General features: G+C 66.4%; 24 protein-coding genes and 1 riboswitch. Of the genes, 5 read left to right on the top strand and 19 right to left on the bottom strand.

Going from position 1 to position 25,496, the window contains the following annotated elements; genetic code table 11:
- Positions 1-4: 4 nt before the first annotated feature.
- Together cbiB and bluB are read right to left on the bottom strand one after the other, a co-directional pair.
- The gene (gene cbiB / locus D578_RS0107845) at positions 5-907 is read right to left on the bottom strand and encodes an adenosylcobinamide-phosphate synthase CbiB (RefSeq protein WP_018949422.1); all 903 of its coding nucleotides are present in this window, start codon (positions 905-907) and stop codon (positions 5-7) included.
- Positions 904-1,677, bottom strand: a complete 774-nt coding sequence (gene bluB, locus D578_RS0107840) for a 5,6-dimethylbenzimidazole synthase (RefSeq protein ID WP_018949421.1) — start codon at positions 1,675-1,677, stop codon at positions 904-906. Before bluB ends, cbiB begins: the two co-directional genes overlap by 4 nt.
- Before the next feature lie 93 nt (positions 1,678-1,770).
- Positions 1,771-2,034, bottom strand: a riboswitch (cobalamin riboswitch).
- A gap of 227 nt (positions 2,035-2,261) precedes the next feature.
- On the opposite strand from bluB, the gene D578_RS0107835 reads away from it, so the two are divergent.
- The 5 genes from D578_RS0107835 to D578_RS0107815 all read left to right on the top strand — a co-directional run bounded on the left by D578_RS0107835 (position 2,262) and on the right by D578_RS0107815 (position 6,377).
- Complete coding sequence (locus D578_RS0107835; protein WP_026289249.1) at positions 2,262-3,098, top strand: cobalamin-binding protein; 837 nt, start codon at positions 2,262-2,264, stop codon at positions 3,096-3,098.
- A gap of 136 nt (positions 3,099-3,234) precedes the next feature.
- Positions 3,235-4,206 carry an iron ABC transporter permease gene (locus D578_RS0107830; RefSeq protein ID WP_018949419.1) on the top strand — a complete coding sequence of 324 codons (972 nt, stop codon included), beginning with the start codon at positions 3,235-3,237 and terminating at the stop codon, positions 4,204-4,206.
- On the top strand, positions 4,206-5,072 hold the full coding sequence (locus D578_RS0107825) for an ABC transporter ATP-binding protein (protein ID WP_018949418.1): 867 nt from the start codon (positions 4,206-4,208) through the stop codon (positions 5,070-5,072). The genes D578_RS0107830 and D578_RS0107825 overlap by 1 nt, the downstream gene beginning before the upstream one ends.
- Positions 5,073-5,077: 5 nt before the next feature.
- A complete protein-coding gene (locus D578_RS0107820; RefSeq protein ID WP_018949417.1) occupies positions 5,078-5,443 on the top strand; it encodes a hypothetical protein in 366 nt (121 codons plus the stop codon).
- Between the two features lie 85 nt (positions 5,444-5,528).
- Positions 5,529-6,377: a pirin family protein gene (locus D578_RS0107815; protein ID WP_018949416.1), complete on the top strand. Its 849-nt coding sequence runs from the start codon at positions 5,529-5,531 to the stop codon at positions 6,375-6,377.
- 529 nt (positions 6,378-6,906) lie between these two features.
- Here D578_RS0107815 and glpK read toward each other — a convergent pair.
- The 17 genes from glpK to rnhB all read right to left on the bottom strand — a co-directional run bounded on the left by glpK (position 6,907) and on the right by rnhB (position 25,470).
- Positions 6,907-8,427 carry a glycerol kinase GlpK gene (glpK, locus tag D578_RS0107805; protein ID WP_018949414.1) on the bottom strand — a complete coding sequence of 507 codons (1,521 nt, stop codon included), beginning with the start codon at positions 8,425-8,427 and terminating at the stop codon, positions 6,907-6,909.
- A 22-nt stretch (positions 8,428-8,449) separates the two neighbouring features.
- Entirely contained in the window at positions 8,450-8,845 is a 396-nt protein-coding gene (locus tag D578_RS0107800) for a VOC family protein (RefSeq protein ID WP_018949413.1), read from the bottom strand.
- A complete protein-coding gene (gene ispF, locus D578_RS0107795; protein WP_018949412.1) occupies positions 8,842-9,342 on the bottom strand; it encodes a 2-C-methyl-D-erythritol 2,4-cyclodiphosphate synthase in 501 nt (166 codons plus the stop codon). Before ispF ends, D578_RS0107800 begins: the two co-directional genes overlap by 4 nt.
- Positions 9,339-10,085, bottom strand: coding sequence for a 2-C-methyl-D-erythritol 4-phosphate cytidylyltransferase (ispD, locus tag D578_RS0107790; RefSeq protein WP_018949411.1), 747 nt, complete (start codon positions 10,083-10,085; stop codon positions 9,339-9,341). The genes ispF and ispD overlap by 4 nt, the downstream gene beginning before the upstream one ends.
- Complete coding sequence (ftsB, locus tag D578_RS0107785) at positions 10,078-10,485, bottom strand: cell division protein FtsB (RefSeq protein WP_018949410.1); 408 nt, start codon at positions 10,483-10,485, stop codon at positions 10,078-10,080. The genes ispD and ftsB overlap by 8 nt, the downstream gene beginning before the upstream one ends.
- A 190-nt stretch (positions 10,486-10,675) precedes the next feature.
- Positions 10,676-11,953, bottom strand: coding sequence for a phosphopyruvate hydratase (eno, locus tag D578_RS0107780; RefSeq protein ID WP_018949409.1), 1,278 nt, complete (start codon positions 11,951-11,953; stop codon positions 10,676-10,678).
- Positions 11,954-12,020: 67 nt separating this feature from the next.
- Entirely contained in the window at positions 12,021-12,863 is an 843-nt protein-coding gene (kdsA, locus tag D578_RS0107775; protein ID WP_018949408.1) for a 3-deoxy-8-phosphooctulonate synthase, read from the bottom strand.
- A 64-nt stretch (positions 12,864-12,927) separates the two neighbouring features.
- On the bottom strand, positions 12,928-14,595 hold the full coding sequence (locus tag D578_RS0107770) for a CTP synthase (protein WP_018949407.1): 1,668 nt from the start codon (positions 14,593-14,595) through the stop codon (positions 12,928-12,930).
- Positions 14,596-14,700: 105 nt separating this feature from the next.
- Positions 14,701-16,377, bottom strand: a complete 1,677-nt coding sequence (locus D578_RS0107765; RefSeq protein ID WP_018949406.1) for a PP2C family protein-serine/threonine phosphatase — start codon at positions 16,375-16,377, stop codon at positions 14,701-14,703.
- Positions 16,377-17,183 (bottom strand): GGDEF domain-containing protein, encoded by an 807-nt coding sequence (locus D578_RS0107760; protein WP_018949405.1) that lies wholly within the window; start codon positions 17,181-17,183, stop codon positions 16,377-16,379. The genes D578_RS0107765 and D578_RS0107760 overlap by 1 nt, the downstream gene beginning before the upstream one ends.
- 59 nt (positions 17,184-17,242) lie before the next feature.
- Positions 17,243-17,635: a DUF1987 domain-containing protein gene (locus D578_RS0107755; RefSeq protein ID WP_018949404.1), complete on the bottom strand. Its 393-nt coding sequence runs from the start codon at positions 17,633-17,635 to the stop codon at positions 17,243-17,245.
- Positions 17,635-18,225 carry a SiaB family protein kinase gene (locus tag D578_RS0107750; RefSeq protein ID WP_018949403.1) on the bottom strand — a complete coding sequence of 197 codons (591 nt, stop codon included), beginning with the start codon at positions 18,223-18,225 and terminating at the stop codon, positions 17,635-17,637. Before D578_RS0107750 ends, D578_RS0107755 begins: the two co-directional genes overlap by 1 nt.
- Complete coding sequence (locus D578_RS0107745) at positions 18,218-18,943, bottom strand: ABC transporter substrate-binding protein (RefSeq protein WP_018949402.1); 726 nt, start codon at positions 18,941-18,943, stop codon at positions 18,218-18,220. The genes D578_RS0107750 and D578_RS0107745 overlap by 8 nt, the downstream gene beginning before the upstream one ends.
- A gap of 98 nt (positions 18,944-19,041) precedes the next feature.
- Positions 19,042-20,244, bottom strand: a complete 1,203-nt coding sequence (tilS, locus tag D578_RS0107740) for a tRNA lysidine(34) synthetase TilS (protein WP_026289248.1) — start codon at positions 20,242-20,244, stop codon at positions 19,042-19,044.
- Positions 20,245-20,320: 76 nt separating this feature from the next.
- Complete coding sequence (locus D578_RS0107735; protein ID WP_018145590.1) at positions 20,321-21,286, bottom strand: acetyl-CoA carboxylase carboxyltransferase subunit alpha; 966 nt, start codon at positions 21,284-21,286, stop codon at positions 20,321-20,323.
- 105 nt (positions 21,287-21,391) lie between these two features.
- Positions 21,392-24,865, bottom strand: coding sequence for a DNA polymerase III subunit alpha (dnaE, locus tag D578_RS0107730; RefSeq protein WP_018949400.1), 3,474 nt, complete (start codon positions 24,863-24,865; stop codon positions 21,392-21,394).
- Complete coding sequence (rnhB, locus tag D578_RS0107725; RefSeq protein ID WP_018949399.1) at positions 24,862-25,470, bottom strand: ribonuclease HII; 609 nt, start codon at positions 25,468-25,470, stop codon at positions 24,862-24,864. The genes dnaE and rnhB overlap by 4 nt, the downstream gene beginning before the upstream one ends.
- Positions 25,471-25,496 lie beyond the last annotated feature (26 nt).

Raw genomic sequence — 25,496 nt, 5'->3', positions numbered from 1 at the left:
AGCTTCAGAACAGGACAACGACAATCACCCCGACCACAATGAACGCCATCCAGATCGCCAGCGCACGATCCACCAGGGCGATGGCCTGGCGAATGCCTGCCGCGTTGGGCATGCGGCCCATCCCCAGACGCGGGCGCCACTCGCGCTGCCCGCCATAGGGTGCCGGACCACCCAGCACCACGCCCAGTGCCCCAGCGCCTGCAGCCATCACCGGCCCGGCGTTCGGGCTCTTCCAGCCTGCGGCCTGCTCGCGCCAGCACTGCAGCGCGTCCCGGCCGCGTCCCGCCAGTACGTAGGCCAGCGCCGTCAGACGGGCCGGGATCAGGTTCATGGCATCGTCCAGGCGCGCGGCGGCCCAGCCAAACGAGCGAAAACGGTCATTGCGATAGCCCCACATCGCGTCCAGCGTGTTCACCAGGCGATAGGCCACCACGCCCGGCGCGCCGGCCACCAGGAACCAGAAGATCGTGGCGAACAGCGCGTCGTTGCCGTTCTCCAGCACCGACTCGATGGTCGCGCCACTCACCCCGCGGTCGTCCAGGGCCGCCGTGTCGCGACTGACCAGCATGCCGACACCGGTTCGGGCCCCAGCCAGGTCGTCCTTTTCCAGGGCCTCCGCCACCACCTCCGCATGCTCGTCCAGGCTGCGCCAGCCGATCGCTAGCGTCAGGATCACCAGCGTCAGCAGCCAGCCCCATGCCAGCGAGGCGCCCAGGGCAGCCAGTCCCACCCAGGGCAGGACCAGCACCGCGAGCAGTAGCGCTCCGCGAACCCGACTGGGGGCATGCCACCGGCCTTCGACCCAACCTGCGAGCCGGCCGAATCCTGCCAGCGGATGGAATCGCCGCGGGTCGCCAAACAGTCGGTCGAGGATCAGGGCGCCGATCAGGATCAGAAAGCTGCTCATGCCTTGCCGCGTCCGGATGGTTCACTCGGACGTTCGCCGGATTCCCGGGCGTCCGTGGACGCAGCCAGCTCGCACGGCGCGCCCCAGCGATCCTGGAACACTAGGTCTTCCAGGGGGCGGCGGGTGTCCCAGCCCGCCGTTTCCAGCATCGGCCGGTCATAGAAGCGCTCGACATGCCCGAGGCACAGCACGGCAATGGGGTACCCGCCCTCGGGCATCTCCAGCCGGTTGGCCAGCCAGTCCGGATCAAACAGCGAGACCCAGCCCATGCCCAGGCCCTCGGCGCGGGCCGCCAGCCACAGGTTCTGGATCGCACAGGCGGCGGAACAAAGATCCATCTCGGGGAGGGTCCGCCGGCCGAGCACGTAGCGCTCGCGGCCATCGGTCAGCGCCACGACCAGCAACTCGCCCGCCTCGCGGATGCCCTCCAGCTTCAGGCGATGCACCTCCGCTGCGCGCTCGCCACAGGCCTGTGCGGTGCGAGCCTGTTCCTCCGCCGCGTGGGCATGCAGCGCCTCACGCTCGGCCGGGTCGGTAATGCGCAGGAAGCGCCAGGGCTGCATGTACCCGACGCTCGGCGCGCGATGCGCCGCTTCGAGCAGGCGCCGCAGCACCGCCGGATCGACCGGGTCCGGTCGAAAGTGGCGCATATCGCGGCGTTCCGCGATCACCCGGTAGACGGCCGCCAGCTCATCTTCGGCAAAGCCCGAAGCAGCCGCATCCGCATCGGATCGGGAAGGATTCTCGTTGGCGGGCAAATCGGACTGCATTGGCTTACCGTCAGGGCGACGCGACGCGGATGCAGGAGAATCGGGGCATGGTCACGACAGATCCATGCCTACCGACCCTCGCCCACCGCGCGGTCGCAGAAAGTTCGTCCAGGCCGGTCTCCGGGCTCGCGAGGCCCCGGCAATCCGGGGCGGCAAGTCGCCTTCCCGGGCCGCGTGCGGCCCAGTGGCTTTCGACTTGCCGAGGTCCAAGGTGCCTGCAGAAGCACCCCTCGAACCCACTCGCCTACCGTTGCGGGGGCAGCGTCGGCATGAAGCTGGGGGGATCCCGCACCTGCACCGACTTCCCGTTTAACCCGTGCGACCAAACGCCCGGGCACCTGGCACCTGGCAGCGAAGCGTGAATCATACGCGGCAAGCCCACTGCCGACCAATTGACGCTCCGGGGCGCCTCTGGCTTGCTGCTATGATGCCGTGCTTGTCCTGCGCCTCGTCCCGGCTCCTCATCCGGTTCGAAAGCGCTCGAACAACCAACCCAAAGTGACTGTACAAAAATGCTATTTCGGATTCCCAGAACTCTACTGATCGCCTGCCTGCTGGGCCTGATCCCGACCCCGCTGCTCGCGCTGGCCGACTCGATTACGGTCACCGACGACGATGACCGCGAGGTCCGCCTGGAGCAGCCCGCCGAACGCATCGTCAGCCTGGCGCCGCACATCACCGAGGTGCTGTTTGCCGTGGGTGCGGGGGACCTCATCGTGGGCGCGACGCAGTACAGCGATTATCCGCCCGAGGCGGATTCCATCCCGCGGATTGGCGGCTACAGCCGGATCGACCTGGAACGGGTGCTGGAAAAGGACCCCGACCTGGTGATCGCCTGGCAGAGCGGCAACTCGGCGTCCCAGGTCGAACGCCTGCGCGAACTGGGACTGCCGGTGTATGTATCGGAACCGCGCAGCTTCGAAGGTGTGGCCTCGAGCATGCGGCGCATGGCCACGCTGGCCGGCACGCATGACCAGGGCGAGGCTGCGGCACAGGACTTCCTCAACAGGATGGACGAGCTGCGCGCCACGTACGGCGACCGGGACCCGATTCGCGTGTTTTATCAGGTGTGGGAGCAACCGTTGATGACGGTCAATGACGAGCACCTGATCGCCGAGGCCATCGCCGTGTGTGGCGGCGTCAACGTGTTTGGCGATCTGGACCGCCTGGTGCCGCGCATCGGGCGCGAAGCCGTACTGGACGCCGACCCCGAGGTCATCATCGGCGGTGGCATGGGCGAGGACCGCCCCGACTGGGTGGTCGCCTGGGGCCAATGGGAGGACATGACCGCGGTCCGGCGCGACAACCTGTTCTTCATCCCGCCCTCGCTGCTGCAACGCCATACCGGACGCATCGCCGAAGGCACTGCCCTGATGTGCGAAGAGCTCGAACGCGCCCGCACGCGGCGGCCTGCCCCGTAAACATGACGGATCACCTCGCAGTGTCACGGAGCGGCCGATGCAAGACGCCGATAATGAAGCGTTGCACGCAGGCTGAAGGCGGCTCTTCCGTATCGGCTACGCGCCGCTTCGCCCGCCAGGAGCGGAGGGCCACGGCTTGACGCGTTCGTTCCTCCTGGCCCTGGGCGTTTTGTTGCCCGCGTCTGTGCTGTCCGTCCTGGTGGCACTGGCCTACGGCAGCGTGCAGATTCCGTTCCCTGACCTGCTGAGTGTCTTCTTCGGCGAGGCCTCGCGACTGCACAGCACCCTGGTACTGGAGCTGCGCCTGCCGCGCGCGCTGGCCGCGTTCGCCGCCGGCGGGCTGCTGGGCCTGGCCGGAGCGCTGATGCAGGTCCTGCTGCGCAACCCACTGGCCGATCCCTACGTGCTGGGGCTCTCTGGCGGCGCCTCGGTGGGCGCCTTGCTGGCGATGCTGGCGGGGCTGTCCATGTTTTCGGTCTCGGCCGCGGCCTTCGTCGGGGCCCTGCTGTCCACCATTCTGGTGTTCGGCCTGGCCCACGGCACGGGTAGCTGGACCCCGACCCGCCTGCTGCTGACCGGTGTCGTGGTCGCCGCCGGCTGGGGCGCAATGATCAGTTTCATCCTCGCGGTCAGCCCCACCGCGGAGCTCCCGGGCATGCTGTACTGGCTGATGGGCGACGTCTCCCATGCCCGCAACCCCTATCCCGCCTGGGGCGTACTCGTCGTCGTGGCCCTGCTCGCCTTGCCCTTTGGGCGCACCCTGAACGTCCTCGCGCGCGGGCCGATGCAGGCCGCGGCCCTCGGAGTGGCCGTGCGCCCGGTGGAATGGACGATCTACGTCGTGGCTGCCCTGATCACCGCGACTGCCGTCACCCAGGTTGGCGCGGTCGGCTTTGTCGGGCTGATCGTGCCGCACATGCTGCGTCTGATCTTTGGGAACGACCAGCGCGTGATCCTGCCGGCCTCGGCCCTGGGCGGGGGCATCCTGCTCACCCTGGCCGACACCCTGGCCCGCACCATCATCGCCCCTGAGCAGTTGCCGGTGGGCGTGATCACCGCGATGCTGGGTGTCCCGGTGTTCCTGTTCCTGCTGTACCGGAGCCGCTGATGCCGAATATGCCTCCCCCTACCCCCGCGGCGACCCAGCCACACGACACACCGGGCCTGGGCGCACGCAGCGTCCACCAGGAGCCAGGGGCCAAGACCCTGCTCGCTACGCATGACCTCGTGATCGATATCCCCGCGCGGCCACCCGGTTCGCCGCTCGATCTGACCGTCGATCCGGGGCAGTGCTGGGGCATCCTGGGCCCCAATGGCGCCGGCAAGAGCACGCTCCTGCAGAGCCTCGCCGGCCTGCGGGCCGCGCGTGCCGGAACCATCGAGGTCAAGGGACAATCCATCGCGACCCTCGCCCGCGCGGAACTGGCCCGGCGTCTGGGCCTGGTCTTCCAGACCCACCACGACGGCTTTCCCGCCACGGTGCTGGAGACCGCCCTGATCGGACGCCACCCGTATCTGCGGCCCTGGGATATCGAGTCCTCCGAGGACTACGCCCGCGCTCGGGCGGCACTCGCGGCGATGGATCTCGCCGATCTGGAGGACCGCATGGTCGACACGCTGTCGGGCGGGGAACGCCAGCGCCTGGCGATCGCCACCGTGCTGACCCAGGACCCCAGCCTGCTCCTGCTGGACGAACCGACCAGCCAGCTGGACCTGCATCACCAGGTCGCCGTCCTCAACCGCGTTCAGGCCATCGTCGGTCTGGACAATCGGGCCGCGGTGCTGGTCCTGCACGACGTCAACCTCGCGGCACGCTACTGCGATCACTTGCTGCTGCTATTCCCCGACGGGCAGGCGTGCTGGGGCCCCACGGCCACCATGCTGGTACCGAGCGCACTGGAACGCCTGTACAACCAACGCCTGAGCGTGGGCGAGGTGGACGGCCTGCCCGTCTTCCTGCCGCGCAACGAGTGATCCCCATGGAATTCTTCCGCACCCTTGAGGCCGACGTGGATGCCGAGGGCCTGCAGCGGGTCCTGACCGTCCCCGCGCTACCCGACGCCAGCGACGCCATCGACACGCTGATCCACGATGGGGGCGCCGATGCCGGCGTCGTCTACTGCCTCTGGGGCGAGTTTCGCGTCCACCGGGAAGCCATCAACGGTGGCGTGCGCTTTTCGCTGCCGGAATGCCCCAATGGTCTCGCCTGGACGCTGACCACGGGTCATCCGCCCGACCCGAAAGCCGTCGTCCTGCACCTGACCATCAGTCGCCAGGAGCACGACCCGGATTTCGTCGAGAGCCTCGAGGCGTTTGCCGATTCCTGGCAGGTCCCGGCCGCCTGACAGAAGGCTCCATGAAGGGAAACCATGCAATTTTCTTTTCGTTTCATGGTCGGTATGGTGCAGATCTGTTGCGAAGGAGAACGCCATGAACCCGACACCGCCGGACAGCGTGAAGACCTCTCATCCCACCCAGGACGGGGCCGGGGTGAAGATCCGGCGCATCCATGATTTTAGTGGCGGGCTCGACCCCTTCCTGATGCTGGACGAACTGAAGGCCAGTGCGCGCGAGGACTACATCGGCGGTTTCCCTTCCCACCCGCATCGTGGCTTCGAGACGCTGACCTACCTGGTCCACGGCGGGCTCACCCACGAGGATTCCATGGGCAACCAAGGGCGAGTGGAGGCCGGCGAGGCCCAGTGGATGAGTGCCGGACGTGGCGTGATCCATTCCGAGATGCCGCTTTTGGACGCGGACGGCCTGCACGGCTTCCAGCTTTGGGTGAATCTGCCCGCCCGGCGCAAGATGGATCCGCCGCGCTACCGCGACGTTCGCGCCGACGCGATGCGCCACCTGCCGGAGGACGACGACTCGCTGCGTTTCAAGGCCATTGCCGGTTCCTGGCAAACCAGCGCCGGCGATACCGAAGGCCCGCTGGAGCAGATCGGCGAAGCCGCCGGGATGGCCGACCTGTACTTGCCGGCCGGCTATCGCCTGTCACTCGCGGTGCAGCTGGAAGATCGGGTCCTGGCCTACGTGTTCGACGGCGAGCTGACCGGCCTGGGTACGGGCCAGTTGGGCATCTGGCGCGGTCATACCCAGATCCATCTAATCGCGAGGCAGGATGCGCGGGTGCTGCTGTTCAAGGGCCGCCCCCTCGGCGAGCCGATCGCCCACTACGGCCCGTTCGTGATGAACACCAGCGAAGAGCTGGAACAGGCCATCAGCGACTACCAGTCCGGCCGGCTCGCCGCCGAACCGGCCAGCATGGACTGAGCCACCAGCCAGCCCCTCATCCTGCGCGTTCCTCGCGCACCCCTCTTACGTAATCTCGGGATCCGCGTAGCGGTTATCCGGGATCTCCAGCGTGGAACGAGCCCCATACCACTGCCTGACTCCCGCGCCGGAGATCCCGGCTCTCCGCTTCGCTACGGACGGGATGACGCCGAGGGGGCACCCGACCGCGGCGACCTGCACTACGCGCGACCTACCTCCGTTACGTCATCCCGGAAACCGCGCAGCGGTTATCCGGGATCTCCAGCGTGGAACGAATCCCAGGCCGCTGCCTTGGACCCGCGCCGGAGATCCCGGCTCTTCGCTCCGCTACGGCCGGGATGACGGGGCCTTGGGCGCTCGGACAACCGGGGCGAATCGGATTTTGGCAGGGGCTTCGCGGGCAAGCCCGCTCCCACAAGCCAGCGGACAGTCGCGATATTGAGGGCAGGACCCTCACCGTTTGTGGGAGCGGGCCTGCCCGCGAAGCCCCTGCCCGTGCTGGCCAGGGCACCAAGGCCAGATCCACCCGCTACTGCATCGAATCCGCGTCGTCCTCGCGCGCCCAGCCCATGGTGCGTTGCACGGCCTTTTTCCAGCCCCGGTAGTAGCGCTCCCGGGTGGCGACGTCCATCTGTGGCTCGAATACCCGGTCCAGCCGGCTTTTTTGCGCCAACTCGTCACGGGTCCAGAAGCCGACGGCCAGTCCGGACAGATAGGCCGCCCCCAGCGCGGTCGACTCGGTCACTACCGGGCGCTCGACCCGGACCCCGAGCATGTCGGCCTGGAACTGCATCATGACGTTGTTGGCCACCGCCCCGCCATCGACACGTAACGCCTTCAGCGCGATACCGGAATCCTGTTCCATCGCATCGATCACGTCCTTGGTCTGGTAGGCGACCGACTCCAGCGTGGCGCGGGTGATGTGCTCCTTGCGCGTACCCCGGGTCAGCCCGAAGATCGCCCCGCGCGCATACATATCCCAGTACGGCGCGCCGAGACCGGCGAAGGCCGGCACTACGTAGACCCCGCCGGCGTCCTCGACTTTGCCGGCGTAGTACTCGGAGTCCTCGGCCGAATCGATCAGGTGGAGTTCGTCCCGCAACCACTGGATCGCGGCACCGGCGATGAAGATCGAGCCCTCCAACGCGTATTCCACCTGCCCGTCCAGCGACCAGGCGATGGTCGTCAGCAGGCCGGACCGGGATTCCACCGGAGTATCGCCCGTGTTCATCAGGAGAAAGCAGCCGGTCCCGTAGGTGTTCTTCGCCATGCCGCGCTCGAAGCAGGCCTGACCGAACAGGGCCGCGTGCTGATCGCCCGCCACCCCGGCAATCGGAACCTCCGCCCCGCCGAACATCTCGGCGCCGGTGACACCCAGCACACCACTGGAATCACGGACCTCGGGCAGCATCGCTCGCGGGATATCGAACAGGCCCAGGAGCTCGGCATCCCAGTCCAGGGAATGAATGTTGAACAGCTGGGTGCGCGCGGCGTTGGTCACGTCCGTCACATGCCGCTCGCCCCGGGTCAGGTTCCAGATCAGCCAGCTGTCGATGGTGCCGAAGGCGAGTTCGCCGCGCTCTGCGCGTTCCCGCGCCCCGTCGACATGATCGAGGAGCCAGCGCAGTTTGCTGGCGGAGAAGTAGGCATCCACGACCAGGCCGGTCCGCTCGCGGATCACGGCCGCGTGGCCCTGCGCCTTCAGTTCGTCGCAGAACGCGGCGGTACGCCGATCCTGCCAGACGATCGCATTGGCAATCGGCTGACCCGTCGCGCGATCCCAGACCACCGTGGTTTCGCGCTGATTGGTGATGCCGATGGCCGCGAGCTCGGACGGCTTGATGCCGCGCGTCTCCAGCACCTCGCGCGCCACACCGATCTGGGTGCCCCAGATCTCCATCGCGTCGTGTTCCACCCAGCCCGGCTGGGGGTAGAACTGGGCAAAGTCCTTCTGGGCAACCCCGACGATCCCGCCCGCCCGGTCGAACAGGATAGCCCGGCAACTGGTGGTGCCCTGATCCAGGGCCAGGATGTAGGGTGGGTCGCTCATGGCTGGGGCCCCGGTTCCGGGTTCAGGCGCCATCCTCGATCAGCTCGATGGCATTGCCGTCGGGGTCGCGCACGAATGCGGCCGGCCGCCCCGAACGGCTGCGTTCTACGGGAATCCCGGCTCCTTCCAGACGCGCCGCCAGTGCCTCGAGGCCGCGGACGCGCAACGCCAGGTGGCGGTCCTGGCCGCAGCGCACGCCGCGTTCGGTCGGGTCGGGGTTCGGCACCTGTAACAGATGCAGCGCCTGTCCACTGCCGAGGTCGTACCACAGACCGGGGAAGCCAAGATCCGGGCGTTCCAGCGGCGCCAGGCCGAGGTGATCCCCGTAAAAGGCTGCCGCCACCTGCGTATCCGCGATCACCAGGCTGGCGTGATGCAGACGCAGGATGCCGGGTTTGGCATCGCGTTCGTTCGTCATACCCGCATCATCCCCGAGGCCGGTTCGAGCAACACAATGGCCTGTGCGGCCACCCCTTCCTTGCGCCCGGTGAAACCCAGGTGTTCGGTGGTCGTGGCCTTCACGTTGACCGCGGCAACATTCAGGGCCGTATCGGCTGCAAGGTTTTCCCGCATGGCTGATACATGCGGCGCGAGCTTCGGCGCCTGCGCGATCACCGTGGAGTCGATGTTCACCGGCCGCCAGCCGGCCTCGGCGACCCGCCTGAGAGTCTCGCGCAGCAGCAAGCGGCTGTCGGCCCCGCGAAACGCCGGATCGGTATCCGGAAAGTGCTGGCCGATATCCCCCAGCGCAGCGGCCCCCAGCAGGGCGTCGCAGACCGCGTGGATCAGCACGTCCCCGTCCGAGTGGGCCACGAATCCGCGTTCGAACGGGATCCGCACGCCGCCGAGCACCAGGTGGTCCCCTTCGCCGAAGGCGTGGACATCGAAGCCCTGGCCAATGCGAAAGCCACTCATGCGCGAAACCCGCCTTCCAGGCGACCCTGCTGCATCAGATACAAGCGAGCCAGCTCGAGGTCTTCGGTGCGGGTGATCTTGATGTTCATCGCGGAGCCTTCGATCAGTCGGGGTGATTGGCCAAGGAACTCCATGGCGCTGGCCTCGTCCGTCACCGGATGACCCACGGCGCGCGCCCGGGCATTGGCAGCGCGCAGCATACCGAGACGAAACATCTGGGGGGTCAGCGCCCGCCAGACGCGTTCGCGATCCAGCGTGCGCTCGATCCTTCCGGCGCCGTCACTCCACTTGATGGTATCGGTGCTGGGGCTTGCCAGCAGCCCACCGACCGGGTCGTCGCGCAGCTCGCGCAGCAGCCGGTCCACATCCGCCAGCGGCAGACAGGGACGCGCCGCGTCATGCACCAGCACCCAGTCATCCTCGTGCGCGCGTTCGGCGAGGAAGTCGAGCCCGTTCTGGACGGAATCCGCGCGTTCCGCCCCGCCGGCCGCACGGAACAGCCGCCCGCCGGCCAGTGGCAGATCCAGGGCATCCGGATCCACATCCGGCCCGAGCACAAGAACCACCCCGCGAATCCGCGGGTGCTCCAGGAAGATCGACAGGGTGTGCGACAGGATCGTGTGCGATCCGAGTGTCAGGTACTGCTTGGGACGATCCGATCCCATGCGCCGACCGATTCCGGCCGCCGGGATCAGCGCCCAGAAGGCCGGCTCCCGCGCCGGCGCGTGCTCCGCATCAACCATCAAAGGGATCCTCGGGCGGCAGCGTGTCGGTGGCCGGCTCGGCATCCTGCGGCACCTGCGAGTCCGGGCCCGGCGAGGTGTCTCCGGCCGGCCCGGGTAGTGGCTCGACTTCCAGTGTCGCGGGCTCGTCCTCGCCCACCACGAAGAAGAAGATCTCGTCTTCGCGGATCATCCCCAGATCGCGACGCGCCCGCTCCTCGACCGCCTCGGTACCGCCGCGCAAGTCGCGCACCTCGGCCTCCAGGGCCTGGTTGCGTTGTTCCAGCTCGGCATTCGCGGCTTGCTGTTGCTCGACCTGCTCGCGCAGATCGCGCACATCGCGCCAACTCCCCTCGCCCAGCCACAGAGACCATTGCAGGGCCAACAGCACGAGGGCCAGACCGATCAACAGGCCGCGCATCACCCGCACTCCGTATGGTTGAACAGAAAAAACCCTCGCCCGCGCACCGCGACTGACGCGGCAACGTGGAGACGAGGGCTTTCGCAAGTGGCCGGCATGCCCGGCATTCTACGAGCCCCTGACGGCCGGAGACAGGAACCGCGCCGCAGGCTGAGGACTGCGTGGTGACCAAGGCCGTCCCCGGTCCCGATCAGCGCCCGAAGGTGAACGCCGACATGCCCGGATAGGTCGCGCGCGAACCCAGGTGTTCCTCGATCCGGATCAGCTGGTTGTACTTGGCGACCCGATCGGAACGCGACAGCGAACCGGTCTTGATCTGGCCGGCGCGCGTGGCCACCGCCAGATCCGCGATGGTCACGTCTTCGGTCTCGCCCGAACGATGGGAAATCACCGCGGTGTAATTGGCCTTGCGCGCCAATTCGATGGCTTCCAGCGTCTCGGTCACGGTGCCGATCTGGTTGAGTTTGATCAGGATGGAATTCGCTACACCCTTGTCGATGCCTTCCTGCAGGATCTGGGTGTTGGTAACAAACAAATCGTCGCCCACCAGCTGCACGCGATTGCCCAGGCGCTCGGTCAGCGTCTTCCAGCCGTCCCAGTCATCCTCGGCCATGCCGTCCTCGATGGTCAGGATCGGGTACTGATCCACCCAGTGGGCGAGATAGTCGGAGAACTCGTCGGCGGAGAAGGCCTTGCCTTCGGAATCGAGGTGATAGCGGCCATCACGGTAGAACTCGGAGCTGGCGCAGTCCAGGCCGATCCAGATGTCCTCGCCCGCCTTGAAGCCGGCGTTGTGAACCGCCTCCAGGATCACCTCGATCGCGGCGGAGTTGGACGGAAGGTCCGGCGCAAAACCGCCCTCGTCGCCCACCGCCGTCGCCAGCCCGCGCTTGGACAGCACCTTCTTCAGCGCGTGAAAGACCTCGGCGCCGTAGCGCACGGCCTCGCGTACGGAGTCCGCGCCCACCGGCAGGATCATGAATTCCTGCATGTCCACGCTGTTATCGGCGTGGGCGCCACCATTGATGATGTTCATCATCGGTACCGGCAGCAGCGTGGCGTCGTCGCCCCCCAGGGTCTCGAACAGCGGCTGTTCGCGATCCGCGGCCAGGGCGTGCGAAGTGGCCATGGAGACCGCCAGCAGTGCATTGGCGCCCAGGCGTGCCTTGTTGTCGGTCCCGTCCAGTTCCAGCATGCGGCGATCGACCGCAGTCTGATCCAGCTCCATCCCACGCAGGGCGTCGCGGATCTCCCCGTTCACGTGGCTGACGGCCTTCAGCACGCCCTTGCCGCCGTAACGCTTTTCGTCATCGCGCAGTTCCAGGGCCTCGCGGGCCCCCGTGGAGGCACCGGAGGGTACCGCCGCACGCCCCATGGCACCGGAATCCAGGACAACATCGGCCTCGACCGTCGGGTTGCCCCGAGAGTCGATGATCTCGCGGGCGTGAATCTCCGCAATCTTGGACATGCTCTCTCCTTGAAAAATACTCGCCCGGACGGGCTCGCCCGGGACGTTTTATCGATTCTTTGGGTCGTTAACCGAGACCGTACTCCGCCTCCGCAAACGGCTGCGCCTTGGTCGCGGCATCCAGCGCCTGGAGTGTCTTCAACAGCTCGGCCATCTTCGGCAGCGGCCAGGCATTGGGGCCGTCGGACAGGGCCTTCTCGGGGTCCGGATGGGTCTCCATGAACAGGCCGGATACGCCAGCGGCCACCGCCGCCCGTGCCAGCACCGGCACGAACTCGCGCTGCCCGCCGGAGCAGGCGCCCTGCCCGCCCGGCTGCTGCACCGAATGGGTCGCGTCGAAGACCACGGGGCAGCCGGTCTGACGCATCTGGGCCAGGCCGCGCATATCGGAGATCAGGGTGTTGTAGCCGAACGAGACCCCACGCTCGCAAACCATGATCTGATCGTTGCCGACCTCGCGGGCCTTGTCCACGACATTGCCCATGTCCCAGGGTGCGAGGAACTGGCCCTTCTTGATGTTCACCGGACGCCCCTGACGCGCAACGTTCTGGATGAAGTTGGTCTGCCGACAGAGGAAGGCCGGGGTCTGCAGCACATCAACAACACTGGCGACTTCGTCCAGCGCCGTGTCTTCGTGGACATCCGTCAGGATCGGCACGCCGATTTCCGACTTCACTTTGTCCAGGATGCGCAGGCCCTCTTCCATGCCCAGCCCGCGGAAGCTCTTCGTCGACGACCGGTTGGCCTTGTCAAACGAGGACTTGTAGATGAACGGGATGCCAAGATCGTCCGCCATTGTCTTCAGCGCGCCGGCCGTCTCCAGGGCCATGGCCTCGGATTCGATGACGCAGGGGCCGGCAATCAGAAAAAAGGGCCGATCAAGGCCAACTTCAAAACCGCAAAGCTGCATGCTCTGTCCTGTCTGGCGGCCGCCACCCTCCGGGTTGTGACCGCAAAAAACGTGAACCGGCGCTCTATTCCGTCAACGCCGTGGTGGTTTCTGGTTCGCGGGCATCCTGGTAATCCCGGGCGGCACACACGAAAGCGGTGAACAGCGGGTGGCCATCCCTCGGGGTCGAGGTGAATTCCGGGTGGAACTGGCAGCCCACAAACCACGGATGGTCGGCCAGTTCCACGGCCTCTACCAGTTCGCCGGATTCCGAAACCCCGGAGAGCCGAAGTCCTGCGGCCTCCAGGCGTTCGCGATAGGCGTTGTTGAATTCGAAGCGATGGCGATGGCGTTCTTCCACCTCTTCGCGACCATAGGCCTCGGCAATCCGCGACCCTGGGGCCAGGCGCGCGCTCTGGGCGCCCAGACGCATGGTGCCGCCAAGGTCGCTGTCGGCATCGCGCCGCTCGATGCAGCCTTCCTTGTCCTGCCATTCGGTAATAAGCGCGATCACAGGATGCGGGGTATTGGGGGCGAACTCGGTGCTGTGCGCACCCTCCAGCCCCACCACATCCCGCGCAAACTCGATGACCGCCACCTGCATACCCAGGCAAATTCCGAGATAGGGCACATCGTTATCACGAGCGTAGCGCACCGCGGCAATCTTGCCCTCCACGCCGCGCTCGCCGAAGCCGCCAGGAACGAGGATGGCATCCAGCCCCTCGAGTTCGCGAGCGGCCTCGTTCTCGGCCCCTTCGAGTTTTTCGGAATCGAGATAACGAATCCGGACCCGGGTCCCCGCCTGGATGCCCGCGTGGGTCAGGGCCTCGTTCACCGACTTGTACGACTCGGTCAGATCGACGTACTTGCCGATCATGCCGACCGTCACCTCGGACTCCGGGAACTCCATGGCATTAACCACGTGCTTCCAGTCCGACAGATCGGCCTGCGGGACCTCGATATGCAGCTTGCGCAACACGATCTCGTCGAGCTTTTGCGAATGCAGCCACAGCGGGATCTTGTAGATGTTGTCCACATCCACCGCAGAGATGACCGCCTTCTCCTCGACGTTGGTGAACAGCGCGATCTTGCGCCGCTCGCCCTCGGGGATCGCCTGGGTGGAACGGCACAGCAGGATATCCGGCTGGATGCCGATGGAGCGCAGCTCCTTGACCGAGTGCTGGGTCGGCTTGGTCTTGATCTCGCCGGCGGCCTCGATATACGGCACCAGCGTCAGATGCATGAACAGGGCGTTGTCGTGCCCCAGCTCCACACCCATCTGACGGATCGCCTCGAGGAACGGCAGGGATTCGATGTCACCGACCGTACCGCCGATCTCGATCAGGGCGATGTCGGCGTCGCCGGCCCCCTCGTGGATCGAGCGCTTGATCTCGTCGGTGATGTGCGGGATGACCTGCACCGTCCCGCCGAGATAATCCCCGCGACGCTCCTTGCGGATCACGCTCTCGTAGATCTGCCCGGCGGTGAAATTGTTGCGCCGCGAGGTGCGAATGCGTACGAAGCGTTCGTAGTGCCCGAGATCCAGGTCCGTTTCGGCGCCGTCATCGGTGACGAACACCTCGCCATGCTGAAACGGGCTCATGGTGCCCGGATCCACGTTGATGTACGGATCCAGCTTGAGCAGCGTCACCTTGAGGCCGCGCGCCTCCAGGATCGCCCCCAGCGAGGCGGATGCAATACCTTTGCCCAGAGACGAGACCACGCCTCCGGTAATGAAAACAAAACGCGTCATGCGGGAAACCTGGCTGGGGGCTGACAAGCACCCTGCCCCGGTTCGCACACGCAATCCGGGGCAGGCGGAAAACCCCTGAGAGAGTACCAGAGCACCCGCCCCCGCTCAATCGGAAGGTGGGGGCAGCGCCTCGTTTCCGGCCTTGGATGACAACGGCCGGAAGGCCACCAGGGTCATATCGTCGCGCCGCGGCTCGCCGTCGCGATAATCCTCCAGCACCCGGACCACGGCATCGATCTTGGCCGACAGATCGCGCCCACTCTTGTCGCCCAGGACCTGGCGCAACCGACGCCGGCCAAACAATCGCGGCGGCTCCCCGCCGACATGATCGTGCGCACCATCGGTGATCAGGAAGAATTCCGTGCCTGGCTCCACGTCGACCTCGTGGTCCACTGGCTGGGCCGGTTCCAGGCTGCGGTACCCAAGGCCACCGCGTACGCCCCGGATCTCCTCGACCTCGCCGCCGCGGTCGATCATCAACGGCAGCCCGACACCGGCAAAGGCCAACTTGCGATCCTCCGGCCGGTAGACACACACCGCCGCCTCGAGCCCGTCGTCGGAGTCCGAGTCATAGCCATCCTGGCGCAGCCGTGAGCGCACCAGCCGGTCCATCTCGCGCAGGATAGCCGAGGGCTCCAGCAAGCGGTGTTCGTGCAGAATGCGATCCAGCGCCGAGGCCACCACCAAGGTGATGAAGGCGCCGGGCACGCCGTGCCCCGTGCAGTCCGCCACCACGAGGATACTGTGTCCGTCGATGGCCTCGACCCAGAAGTAGTCGCCACCCACCAGGTGCAAGGGCTCCCAGTAGATCTGCACCTCGTCCATGTGACCATCGAGGGCGTGCTTGTCCGGCAGCATTGCGGTCTGGATGCGGCGGGCATAGCGGATACTCTCCACCACCAGGCGATTGCTGCGCTCCAGCTCACGGTTGGCCTCGTCCACCTTGGCCAGTGCCCGTTCCGTCTCGGCTTTCTCGGCTTCCAACTGCCGGGTGCGTTCCTCGACGCGCCGCTCGAGGCCCGCATTCAGGGCCTTGAGCTCGCCCCGGGCTCCGTCACGCGCATCCAGCCCCTCCTGAAAGGCGCGCAGCAGACGATCCAGCGAGCGCCCCAGCGCGCCCAGCTCATCGTTTTCGTGGTGCCCCAGGCGCGGTATCGGCCAGTGCGCGGGCTGTTCCGGGTCTGTCTCCGCCACCGCCCGCGAGATCTTCAACATCGGGCGGAGCATCAGCAGATAGAACAGTACAACCACCACCAGAGAGACGATCACCGCCTGGGTCACACTAGTCACGACGCCGGTCTGCAGCCGGTTGACGAAGGCCCGCCCCAGCACGCCGGGGTCCAGTTCCACGCGCAGGACGCCCACGCCCTGGATATTTCCGCGGGTATCGGGATGGCGCAGCTCGCGCTCATGGGTTTGCAGATCGCCGAAGAGCCAGTGCGCCCATTCGCCACCGGCCTGGGTGCGCTCCTGGGTATCTTCCGCAAGGGTGTTGCCAAAGTCGTCGAGGATCTCGACCCGCCGGATCTCGTCGAATACCAGCAGGCCCTGGACCAGGGAATCGGCTTGAGCGGCGCTCAACTGGAAGGCCGCCTCGGCGGCGGGTGGCTCCACCAGGCGTTGCAGACGGTCGATCTGTTCGCTGGTCTCGGCGCGGTAGGCATGCCAGTCCGAGGCAATGACATAGGCGCTGCTTAGAAGGCTCAGCGCCAACGCCGCGAGCAGCGTGGCGACGGCCAGCTTGGCGACAAGGCTACGATTTCGGCGGGTGCCGCCCGCCATCACCCGTGTTCGCCGTGCGTTTGCACGATGACACGGTTGCGGCCCTCGTTCTTGGCGCGATAGAGCAGGTCATCGGCCATGGCCACCAGCTCGCCCGCGTCCGGCCACGGGTTCGTAGTGATGACCAAGCCAATGGAAACCGCCAGCGCGAGCGGTTCGTCCTTCCAGTGCAGCGATGCATTCTCCACCGACGAGCGAATGCGCTCGGCCAGTGCGAGTGCGGCCTCGGGGTCCAGATCCGCCGCCACTACCAGGAATTCTTCCCCACCCATGCGCCCGGCGTACTGCTCCGCACCCAGCTCGCCCCGCAGAATCTCGGCAAAGCTCTCGAGGGCGAAATCGCCAGCGGCATGGCCGTGGGTGTCGTTCAGCGTCTTGAAGTCATCGAGATCCAGCATCATCACGGTGAGCGAACGCGATTCTTCGCCCACGCTCTCCGCCATGCCCTCCACACAGTCGATCACGCGGCGGCGCGAGAACAGCCCGGTAAGGGCGTCTTCCAGCGCCAGGCGCTCCAGCTCGGCCGTCAGGCGCTCGCGCTCGCGCACCTCGTCGGACAGCGCATTGTTGAGCTGTGCGAGGTGCTCCGCCTGCTCGCGCAACTGGCGGTTGGCATCCTGCAGATCCGCCTGCATGCGGTCGCTCATGCGCATCATGCGACGCTGCGCCCGGTAACTCTCGGAATAGGCCTTGGCGAGCACCTTCACGCCATCGCCTACTGCATCCAGCGCCTCGAGCATCTGCTCGGAGCGCAGCATGATGGACTTTTCCTGCTCGAACAGGGAGAAGTCCGCGAGCCCCTCCATTTCCTGGCCCTCCCGTGGCCGGGTCGAAGGATCCACCGGGTCATCTTGGGAGGGGGCCGTCATGCCAGCGGACACATTCGGAAGTCAGCGTGTTCGAAATCCTCGGAGAAGTCCTCGCCAAACTCCTGCATGGTTTCGTCGTCATCGTGGTAACACCAGTTGATCCGTACCTTCAGACCCGACTCGGCGCCGTCTTCCAGGATCTGGAACATGTTCATCAAGGCCTTAGCGGTCGAGCTGTTGAAATAGATCATTTCCACGGTGAACTCCACCTCGCCGCTGGCCCGGTCCTCGACCGCCTGGCGCAACCCCTGGGTCAGCGGACCGTAGAAATTCGCCGCGTCTTCCGGATATGACTCGCCGGACAGCCGGTACTGCCCCGCCGCGAAGTCGAAAACGACGGTCGGGGTCCGGTCGGTTGCCTCGTGTTCAATGGTCTCGACGAATGCCATCAGATATAGGCCTTCAGGACAAAATAGGATTGCGCATCGGAGAGATGCTGAAAGTCGAACTGGATTGGCTCGCTCGCCCGGCGTGCGATCTCGATCAGGCCAATGCTGCCACCCTTGCTGCCTTCGTCTGGCGGCTCGCGCAGCTTTTCCTTGTAGAAGCGCCGTAACTCATCGCTGTCCATGCCCGCGAGCTCGCGCAGGCGCACGGCCAGGGTGTCGGCATCCTTGCGCCCGATCACGTTGCCGCAAATTACGAAGAAGCGGCCGTTTTCCGACCCGACGGTAATCATCCCGGAGCTCAGCTCGACGGGGGGTTCCGCGTCGTGCTCGATACGCTCCGCCGAATAGCGAATCACGTTCTGCACCTGCTCCACGAATACCGAGAAGACGCGGTTCACGGTCTTCGTATCGGTGGACTCGAGTCGGATTTTCTGCCGCAACGCATCCCCCAGGGCCTTCAGAATGCCCTCGGAAATGTAGCCAGTGAACGAAAAGATGATCCCGCGCCGCGTCATGTTGCGCTGAAAGCCCAGCACCTCCTCGGCGATCAGGACCGACGATTCCGACCGGGCCTCGGCTGCGTCATTCATTCCGCTCTCCATTGCTGTCAAGGACATCCTGCACGATGGCCGCGTAGCGTCCGTCCGCGCGCATCGCATCCAGTTCCTCCTGCATGCGATCCAGAGGAGCCCGCTCGGTATCCGGGTGGCAGGCCAGGGACATCACGGTATCGTTGAACGCAAACAGGGACCGGAGCTCCCCGATGCCCTCCTGGCGGGCATACCAGGGGGCCAGATGTTCGCCGCTGACCCACACATCGATGCGGCTGGCAGCAAGCTTTCGCGCGTTCAGCCGGTCATTCGGCGCAGTATCCACGGGGATGCCCTGGGCCTCCACATAGAGCGCCACGGCATCGTCCCGATAGCCCCCGACACGGTAGAGATCCAGATCTTCCAGCGACTCCGCGTTCACCTCGGCGTCTGCCAGCACGAACGCATGCCACTGGTTTTCCACCAGAGGACCGACCCAGGTGAACAGATCTTCGCGCTCGGAGGTGCGGGTGGTTGAAAAGACGCAGGTACCCGGGTCCGACTGGGCCTCGGCGTAGGCCCGACTCCACGGCAGCAGGCGGATCTCGGCGTCCACCTGCGCGACATCCAGCAGGGCATCCATCACCCGGATGGAGATCCCGTCCAGCTCGCCGGATTCAGTCTCGAAATTGAACGGGGGGTAGCTCTCGGTCGTGAGCGTCAGCGAGTCCGCGACCAGGGGCGCGGCAACCAGTATCCCGGCCGCCAGCACCCCCATGCCCGTACATCGTCCGCATTGTGCCGCGAAACCTGTCACCTGCTGCTCACCCACCCCCCTGAACACACCCCAAGAATTGTCCGATTTGCACAGGCGCGTCAACTCTGGGGGTCAACCAACCCGGGCCAGAGCACCGCCACAATCGCCCCATCTAGCTGACGCAACAGCGGAACCCGGTTGCGTTTCCAGGGGGCGATACCGCGCTCCTGCATCAGCTTCTTCAGGGATCGGCGTCCGACGGGTGTGGATACCACCTCGCCCCCGCGGCGATAGCAAACGGTAAGCTCGGCCTCGCGATCGACGCCGAGCCTCGGCAGCATCTCCCGGGTCAATCGGCGCCCGTCTACCAAAATCAATTCCGACTGATCGGCCGGCCAGGGCTGTTCTGGCGGTGGACCCGCACCCACCCTCTCCTCCTCCGGCCCGGCATGCAGTTGATCGCGATAGCGCCGCATCCAGCCGCCATCCCATTCCACAACGGGGGACGCCTCGGGGTTGTCCACCAGGGCCTGGCGCAGGAATTCGCCCAGGCGTTCGTGGCCCGGCGGACGGAGCCCCTGCTCGCGCAGCCAGTGCCGCAGCAGGCCACGCTGGTTATCCGCGTCGAGCCCGCGCAAACCCTGAAGGTCCAGGCTGCCGGTCAGCGGATCCCGCACTTCTTCCAGCAGCTCACCGAAATGCTGATGGAGCTGGCCGACCGCCTCCTGCTGCCAGGCGGCGGCGCGCGCCAGCCCGGCCGCTCCATCGAATCGCTCCCGCAACAAGGGCAGCACCGACTGGCGCAGGAAATTGCGATCGAATCGGGTGTCGCGATTGCTCGGGTCGTCATACCAGTCGAGGCCTTCCTGCTCCGCATAGGCGACCAGGGCCGCGCGTGACAGGCCCAGCAACGGCCGGCCCAGCCAGGTCTCGCCCTCGCGGCGCAGCGGGCGCATGGCCTGAAGGCCTTCGGGTCCGCTGCCGCGCAGGGCGGCCAACAGAAATGTTTCGGCCTGATCGTCCGCATGCTGCGCGGCAAGGATGATGCCCGTCTCGCCCAGCCCTTCGCGCAGCATCGCGTAGCGTGCCTCGCGCGCCGCGGCCTCCACGCCGAAGCCACCGGTGTCGAGAGAATCGAGGGTACGGAGCCGGAACGGGCAGTTCAGTGCCTGGGCGAATGCGCGGCAGTGCTCGACCTGCTCACCGGAGTCCGGACGCAGGCGGTGATCCACGTGCATGGCTTCGAGATTGCGGATACCCAAACGCACCGCGGCGTGCAGCAAGACGGTCGAGTCGAGACCGCCGCTGAAGGCGATGCGCAGCTGACGATAGCCGGGATGCGTCTCGAGGAAGTCTCGCAGCGCCGCGGCTACAGGATCGAGCGCCCCGGCACCGCGATCAGGAAGCGGCTTCCTGGAAGGCACCGTAATCCATCAGCCGACGATAGCGCCGCTCCAGGCGCTTGCCCGGGTCCAGCCCTTCCAGGCCGTCCAGGGTTTCCAGCAGCGCGGCGCGAAGACTGGAGGACATAGTGTCGGGGTCCCGGTGGGCACCGCCCAGGGGTTCCGGCACGATGCGGTCCACCAGCCCCAGCTCGCGCAGGCGTTCCGACGTGATCCCCAGGGCCTCCGCGGCCTCCGAGGCCTTTTCGGCGCTCTTCCAGAGGATGGAGGCACAGCCCTCCGGCGAAATCACCGAGTAGGTCGAGTACTGCAGCATCAGGGTGGCGTCGCCCACCCCGATAGCGAGGGCCCCACCGGAGCCGCCCTCGCCGATCACCGTGGCGATGATCGGCGTGTCGAGGCGTGCCATCACCCGCAGGTTGCGCGCGATGGCCTCGCTCTGGCCACGCTCTTCCGCCCCGACCCCCGGGTAGGCACCCGGCGTGTCGATGAAGGTGAGCACGGGCATGCGAAAGCGCTCGGCCATCTCCATCAGGCGCAGGGCCTTGCGATAACCCTCCGGTCGCGGCATGCCGAAGTTGCGATAGACCTTGTCGCGTGTCTGGCGCCCCTTCTGATGGCCGATCAGCATCACCGGCCGACCGTCCAGGCGTGCCACGCCGCCCACGATGGCCGGGTCGTCACCAAACGCCCGGTCGCCGTGCAGTTCCTCGAACTCGTCGAACAGGTCGGGAATGTAGTCAAGGGTGTAGGGTCGCCGCGGATGCCGCGACATCTGCGAGACCTGCCACGGGGTCAGCTTGGCGAAGATGCTCTCGGTCAACGACCGGCACTTGCCTTCCAGGCGCTGGATCTCTTCCTGGATGTTGACCTCGGCATCGTCGCCGACATAGCGCAGATCACGGATCTTCGCTTCCAGTTCGGCAATGGGCTGTTCGAAGTCGAGAAAGTCCGGATTCATGCAGGGTCCCGAAGACTTGGTTGTGGATACCGACGAAGGACGCGAATTGTAACCAATTGCGGCGATCCCCGCTCCAATGCAGGTGCGGCGACGCCTTGTTTCCATCTACCGGCCGTAGAGAACCTCGGCCTCGCAACCCGGCCCCAGCGACTGCTGAATGCCACGCAACAGCCGCTCGTCCGGACGGATGGTCCACCCTTCCGGCAGGCTGATATCCGCCTCCAGGCCGTCGCGGCGATAACACAGGTGCACGCGGCAAGGCCCTTCGCGATGCGGTTCCATCAGCCCGCGCAGATGGGCCACCTGCTCGGGCACCACCCCCTCCAGGCACAGATGCAGCGCGCGGGCCCACTGGACCCGCGCTTCGTCCAGGCTGTAGACGGTACGGGCCCGCATGCGGATCCCACCGGCATAGTCGTCGAGCGTGACCGTACCCTCCGCGACCAGCAAGGCGTCCGGCTCCAGGCGGTCCTTGTAGGTGGTGAAGTCGTCGTTGAACAGCACCACCTCGGCCCGCCCGCTGCGATCGTCCAGGGTGACGATGCCCATGCGTCCGCTCTGCGTGTTGCGCACCCGCACCCCGACAATCAGACCGGCGATGCGCACGGTTTCCTGCTTGCCGCGCCACTTTTGGCCCTGGGGTTCGTCCGGGCGATCCTCCAGCTTGGCCTCCAGCGCCTGCAGCGTGGTCCCCGTCAGGCGCAGCAGCTCGGCGCGGTAGCGCTCCACCGGGTGACCGGTCAGATAAAGCCCCAGGGTGTTCTTCTCGCCGCGCAGACGATCATCGTCCTCCATCTCGGCCAGGGTCGCGCTATCCGGGATCACGGCCGCAGCCGGATCCCCGAACAGGTCCACCACACCCAGGTTGGCATTGCGCTCGCTCTGTTCGGCTGCCGCGACCGCCATCGGGATGTCGTTCAGCAGCGTCGCACGGTTAGCGCCGATCCGATCCATCGCGCCGGCGCGCACCAGCGTCTCCAGCACACGCTTGTTCAGCTTGCCGAGATCCACACGCTGGCATAGGTCCACCAGCCCGTGAAATTCGCCGCCCTCGCCGCGCGCCTTGAGCAGGGTGTCGATGGCCGACTCCCCAACGCCCTTGATTGCGCCCAGGCCGTAGACCACGGTCTGCGCGTCGTGGCAGGTAAAGCGGTAGTCCGACTGATTGACGTCCGGCGGCAGCACCTCCAGGCCCATGATCCGGCATTCCTCGATCAGCCCCACGACCTTGTCGGTGTTGTCCATGTCCGCGGACAGCACCGCAGCCATGAACGGCGCCGGATAATGCGCCTTGAGCCAGGCGGTCTGGTACGCAACCAGGGCATACGCGGCGGAGTGCGACTTGTTGAAGCCGTAACCCGCGAACTTCTCCATCAGATCGAAGATGTAGGTCGCAACCCCTTCATCCACCCCGCGCCCCAGTGCCCCCTCGAGGAAGATCTCGCGCTGCTTGGCCATCTCCTCGGGCTTTTTCTTGCCCATCGCGCGGCGCAACAGATCCGCACCGCCCAGGGTGTAATTGCCCAGCACCTGGGCAATCTGCATGACCTGCTCCTGATACAGGATCACGCCGTAGGTGGGCTGCAGAATGGGCTCCAGGTCCGGATGCGGGTATTCCACCTGGGCGCGGCCATGCTTGCGGTCGATGAAGTCGTCCACCATGCCCGACTGCAGCGGGCCCGGGCGGTAGAGCGCCACCAGCGCGATGATCTCCTCGAAGCTGTCCGGCTGCAGGCGGCGGATCAGGTCCTTCATGCCACCGGATTCCAGCTGGAACACGGCGGTGGTCTGGTAGTCCTTCAACAGCCGGAAGGTCTCGGGGTCATCCAGCGGGATGGCATCGAGATCGACCTGTACCGCGGCATCCATCTTGCGGACGTTTTCCACCGCCCAGTCGATGATGGTAAGCGTGCGCAGACCCAGGAAGTCGAACTTCACCAGTCCGACCGCCTCGACGTCGTCCTTGTCAAAGTGGGTCACCAGCGAGCCGCCGTCGTCTTCGCAGTACAACGGCGAGAAGTCGGTCAGCGCGGACGGCGCGATTACCACCCCGCCGGCATGCTTGCCCGCGTTCCGGGTGAGGCCCTCGAGCTTCTGCGCGAGATCGATGATCGCGCGCACCTCCTCGTCTTCGTCGTATTGCGTCTTGAGGTCTGCGCTCTCGGTCAGGGCCTTTTGCAGGGTCATGCCCAGCTCGAACGGGATCAACTTCGCGATGCGGTCGACGAAACCGTAGCCATGGCCCAGCACGCGCCCGACATCCCGCACCACCGCCTTGGCGGCCATGGTGCCGTGGGTGATGATCTGCGAGACCTTGTCGCGCCCGTAGCGCTCGGCGACGTAGTCGATGACGTCGTCGCGGCGCTCCATGCAGAAGTCGACATCGAAGTCAGGCATGGAGACACGTTCAGGATTGAGAAATCGCTCGAACAGAAGATCGTAACGCAATGGATCCAGGTCGGTAATACCCAGCGCATAAGCCACCAGCGACCCCGCACCAGAGCCACGGCCCGGCCCCACGGGGATGCCATTGTCCTTGGCCCACTGGATGAAGTCCGCCACGATCAGGAAGTACCCGGGGAAACCCATCTGGCAGATCACGTCCAGCTCGCGCTGCAAGCGCGCCTCGTAATCCGCCGCCGGCGCGAAGCAGAAGCGCTCCAGGCGACCCGCCAATCCCTGCGCCGAGGTCTCGCGCAGGTGGTCTTCCACCGTATAGCCCTCGGGGACCGGAAAGTCCGGCAGGACCGACTCGCCCAGGGTCAGGCTCACCGAACAGCGCCGGGCGATCGCCACACTATTGGCCAGGGCCTCGGGAATGTCCGCGAACCGCTCCGCCATCTCCTCGGGTGTACGCAGGTACTGCGCCTCCGAGTAGCGGCGCGGGCGTCGCGGGTCGTCCAGGGTCACGCCGTCATGGATACAGACACGTGCCTCGTGGGCCTCGAAGTCCTCGGGCCGCAGGAAGCGAACATCGTTAGTGGCCACCACCGGCAGATCGAAGGCCTCGGCCGCGGCCAGCGCCTGTTCGATCCAGGCCTCTTCGCCCGGGCGATCGCTGCGCACGAGTTCCAGATAGAAGCGGCCCGGGAACCGCTGCATCCACGGCGCCAGATCCTCGGCCAGCAATGCCCGGGCGGCCCCGGATCCGTTCACGAACAGCCCGTCGATCCCACCCGAGAGCGCAATGAGGCCCTCGGCGGCCGCATCCAGCCAGGCGCAGTCCACCCGCGGAATGCCCTTCTCCTGTCCCTCCTGCCAGGCGCGCGAGATCAGCCGGGTCAGATTGCGGTAGCCCGGGTCGTTCTGCGCCAGCAGGGTCATGCGCGCAAGGCTGCCGTCGGCGCGGGCATCGCGCACCAGAACGTCCGCACCGATGATTGGCTGCACACCCTTTGCGATCGCCGCACGGTAGAACTTCACCAGCCCGAACAGGTTGCAGTGATCGGTCACCGCGACGGCCGGCATCCCGCCCTCGGCCACCGCGTTCACCAGCGGCTTGAGGCGGACCAGCCCGTCGATCAGGGAATACTCCGAATGCACCCGCAGGTGCACGAAACCGGGGTGGCCTTCGCTCATGCCCCAATCTCCTGTTCACGCGCCGCCAGCGCACGGGCTACCGGGCCGAAACTACGGCGGTGTTGCGGGCACGGCCCCAACCGTTCCAGGGCATCGCGATGCGCCACCGTGGGGTAGCCGGAATGGCGGTCGAAGCCGTAATCGGGGTATTCGTGATGCAGGTCTCGCAACCAGCCGTCGCGGGCCACTTTGGCGACGATGGAGGCGGCACTGATCGCGGGCACCGAGCCATCCCCACCGACAATCGCCTCGGCACTCCAGGGGCCCTGCGGTGTAAAGCGCCCGTCCACCAGCAGATGTGCCGGCGCGACTGTGAGCCCGGCCGCCGCGCGCTGCATGGCGAGCAGGGTCGCATGATGGATATTCAGTTCATCGATCTCCGCCGCCTCGGCCCGGCCCAGCGACCATGCCAGCGCGTCGGCGCGGATCTGCACGTCCAGCGTCTCGCGGCGTTTCGCACTGAGCTTCTTGGAATCGGTCAGGCCGGGGCAAGTGTAGCCCTCCGGCAGGATGACGGCCGCCGCCACCACCGGCCCGGCCAGCGGCCCGCGCCCCACTTCGTCCACGCCGGCGACGTAGCGCTGCGCTGCCTCTAAATCGGACATGGAGTCTCCACCACGGTGAACTGCGG

Source organism: Thioalkalivibrio sp. ALMg11 (assembly GCF_000377905.1).
In the GTDB taxonomy this organism is placed as follows: domain Bacteria; phylum Pseudomonadota; class Gammaproteobacteria; order Ectothiorhodospirales; family Ectothiorhodospiraceae; genus Thioalkalivibrio.
The sequence above is the reverse complement of the archived record's forward strand: the minus strand, read 5'-3'. Positions and strand labels throughout refer to the sequence as shown.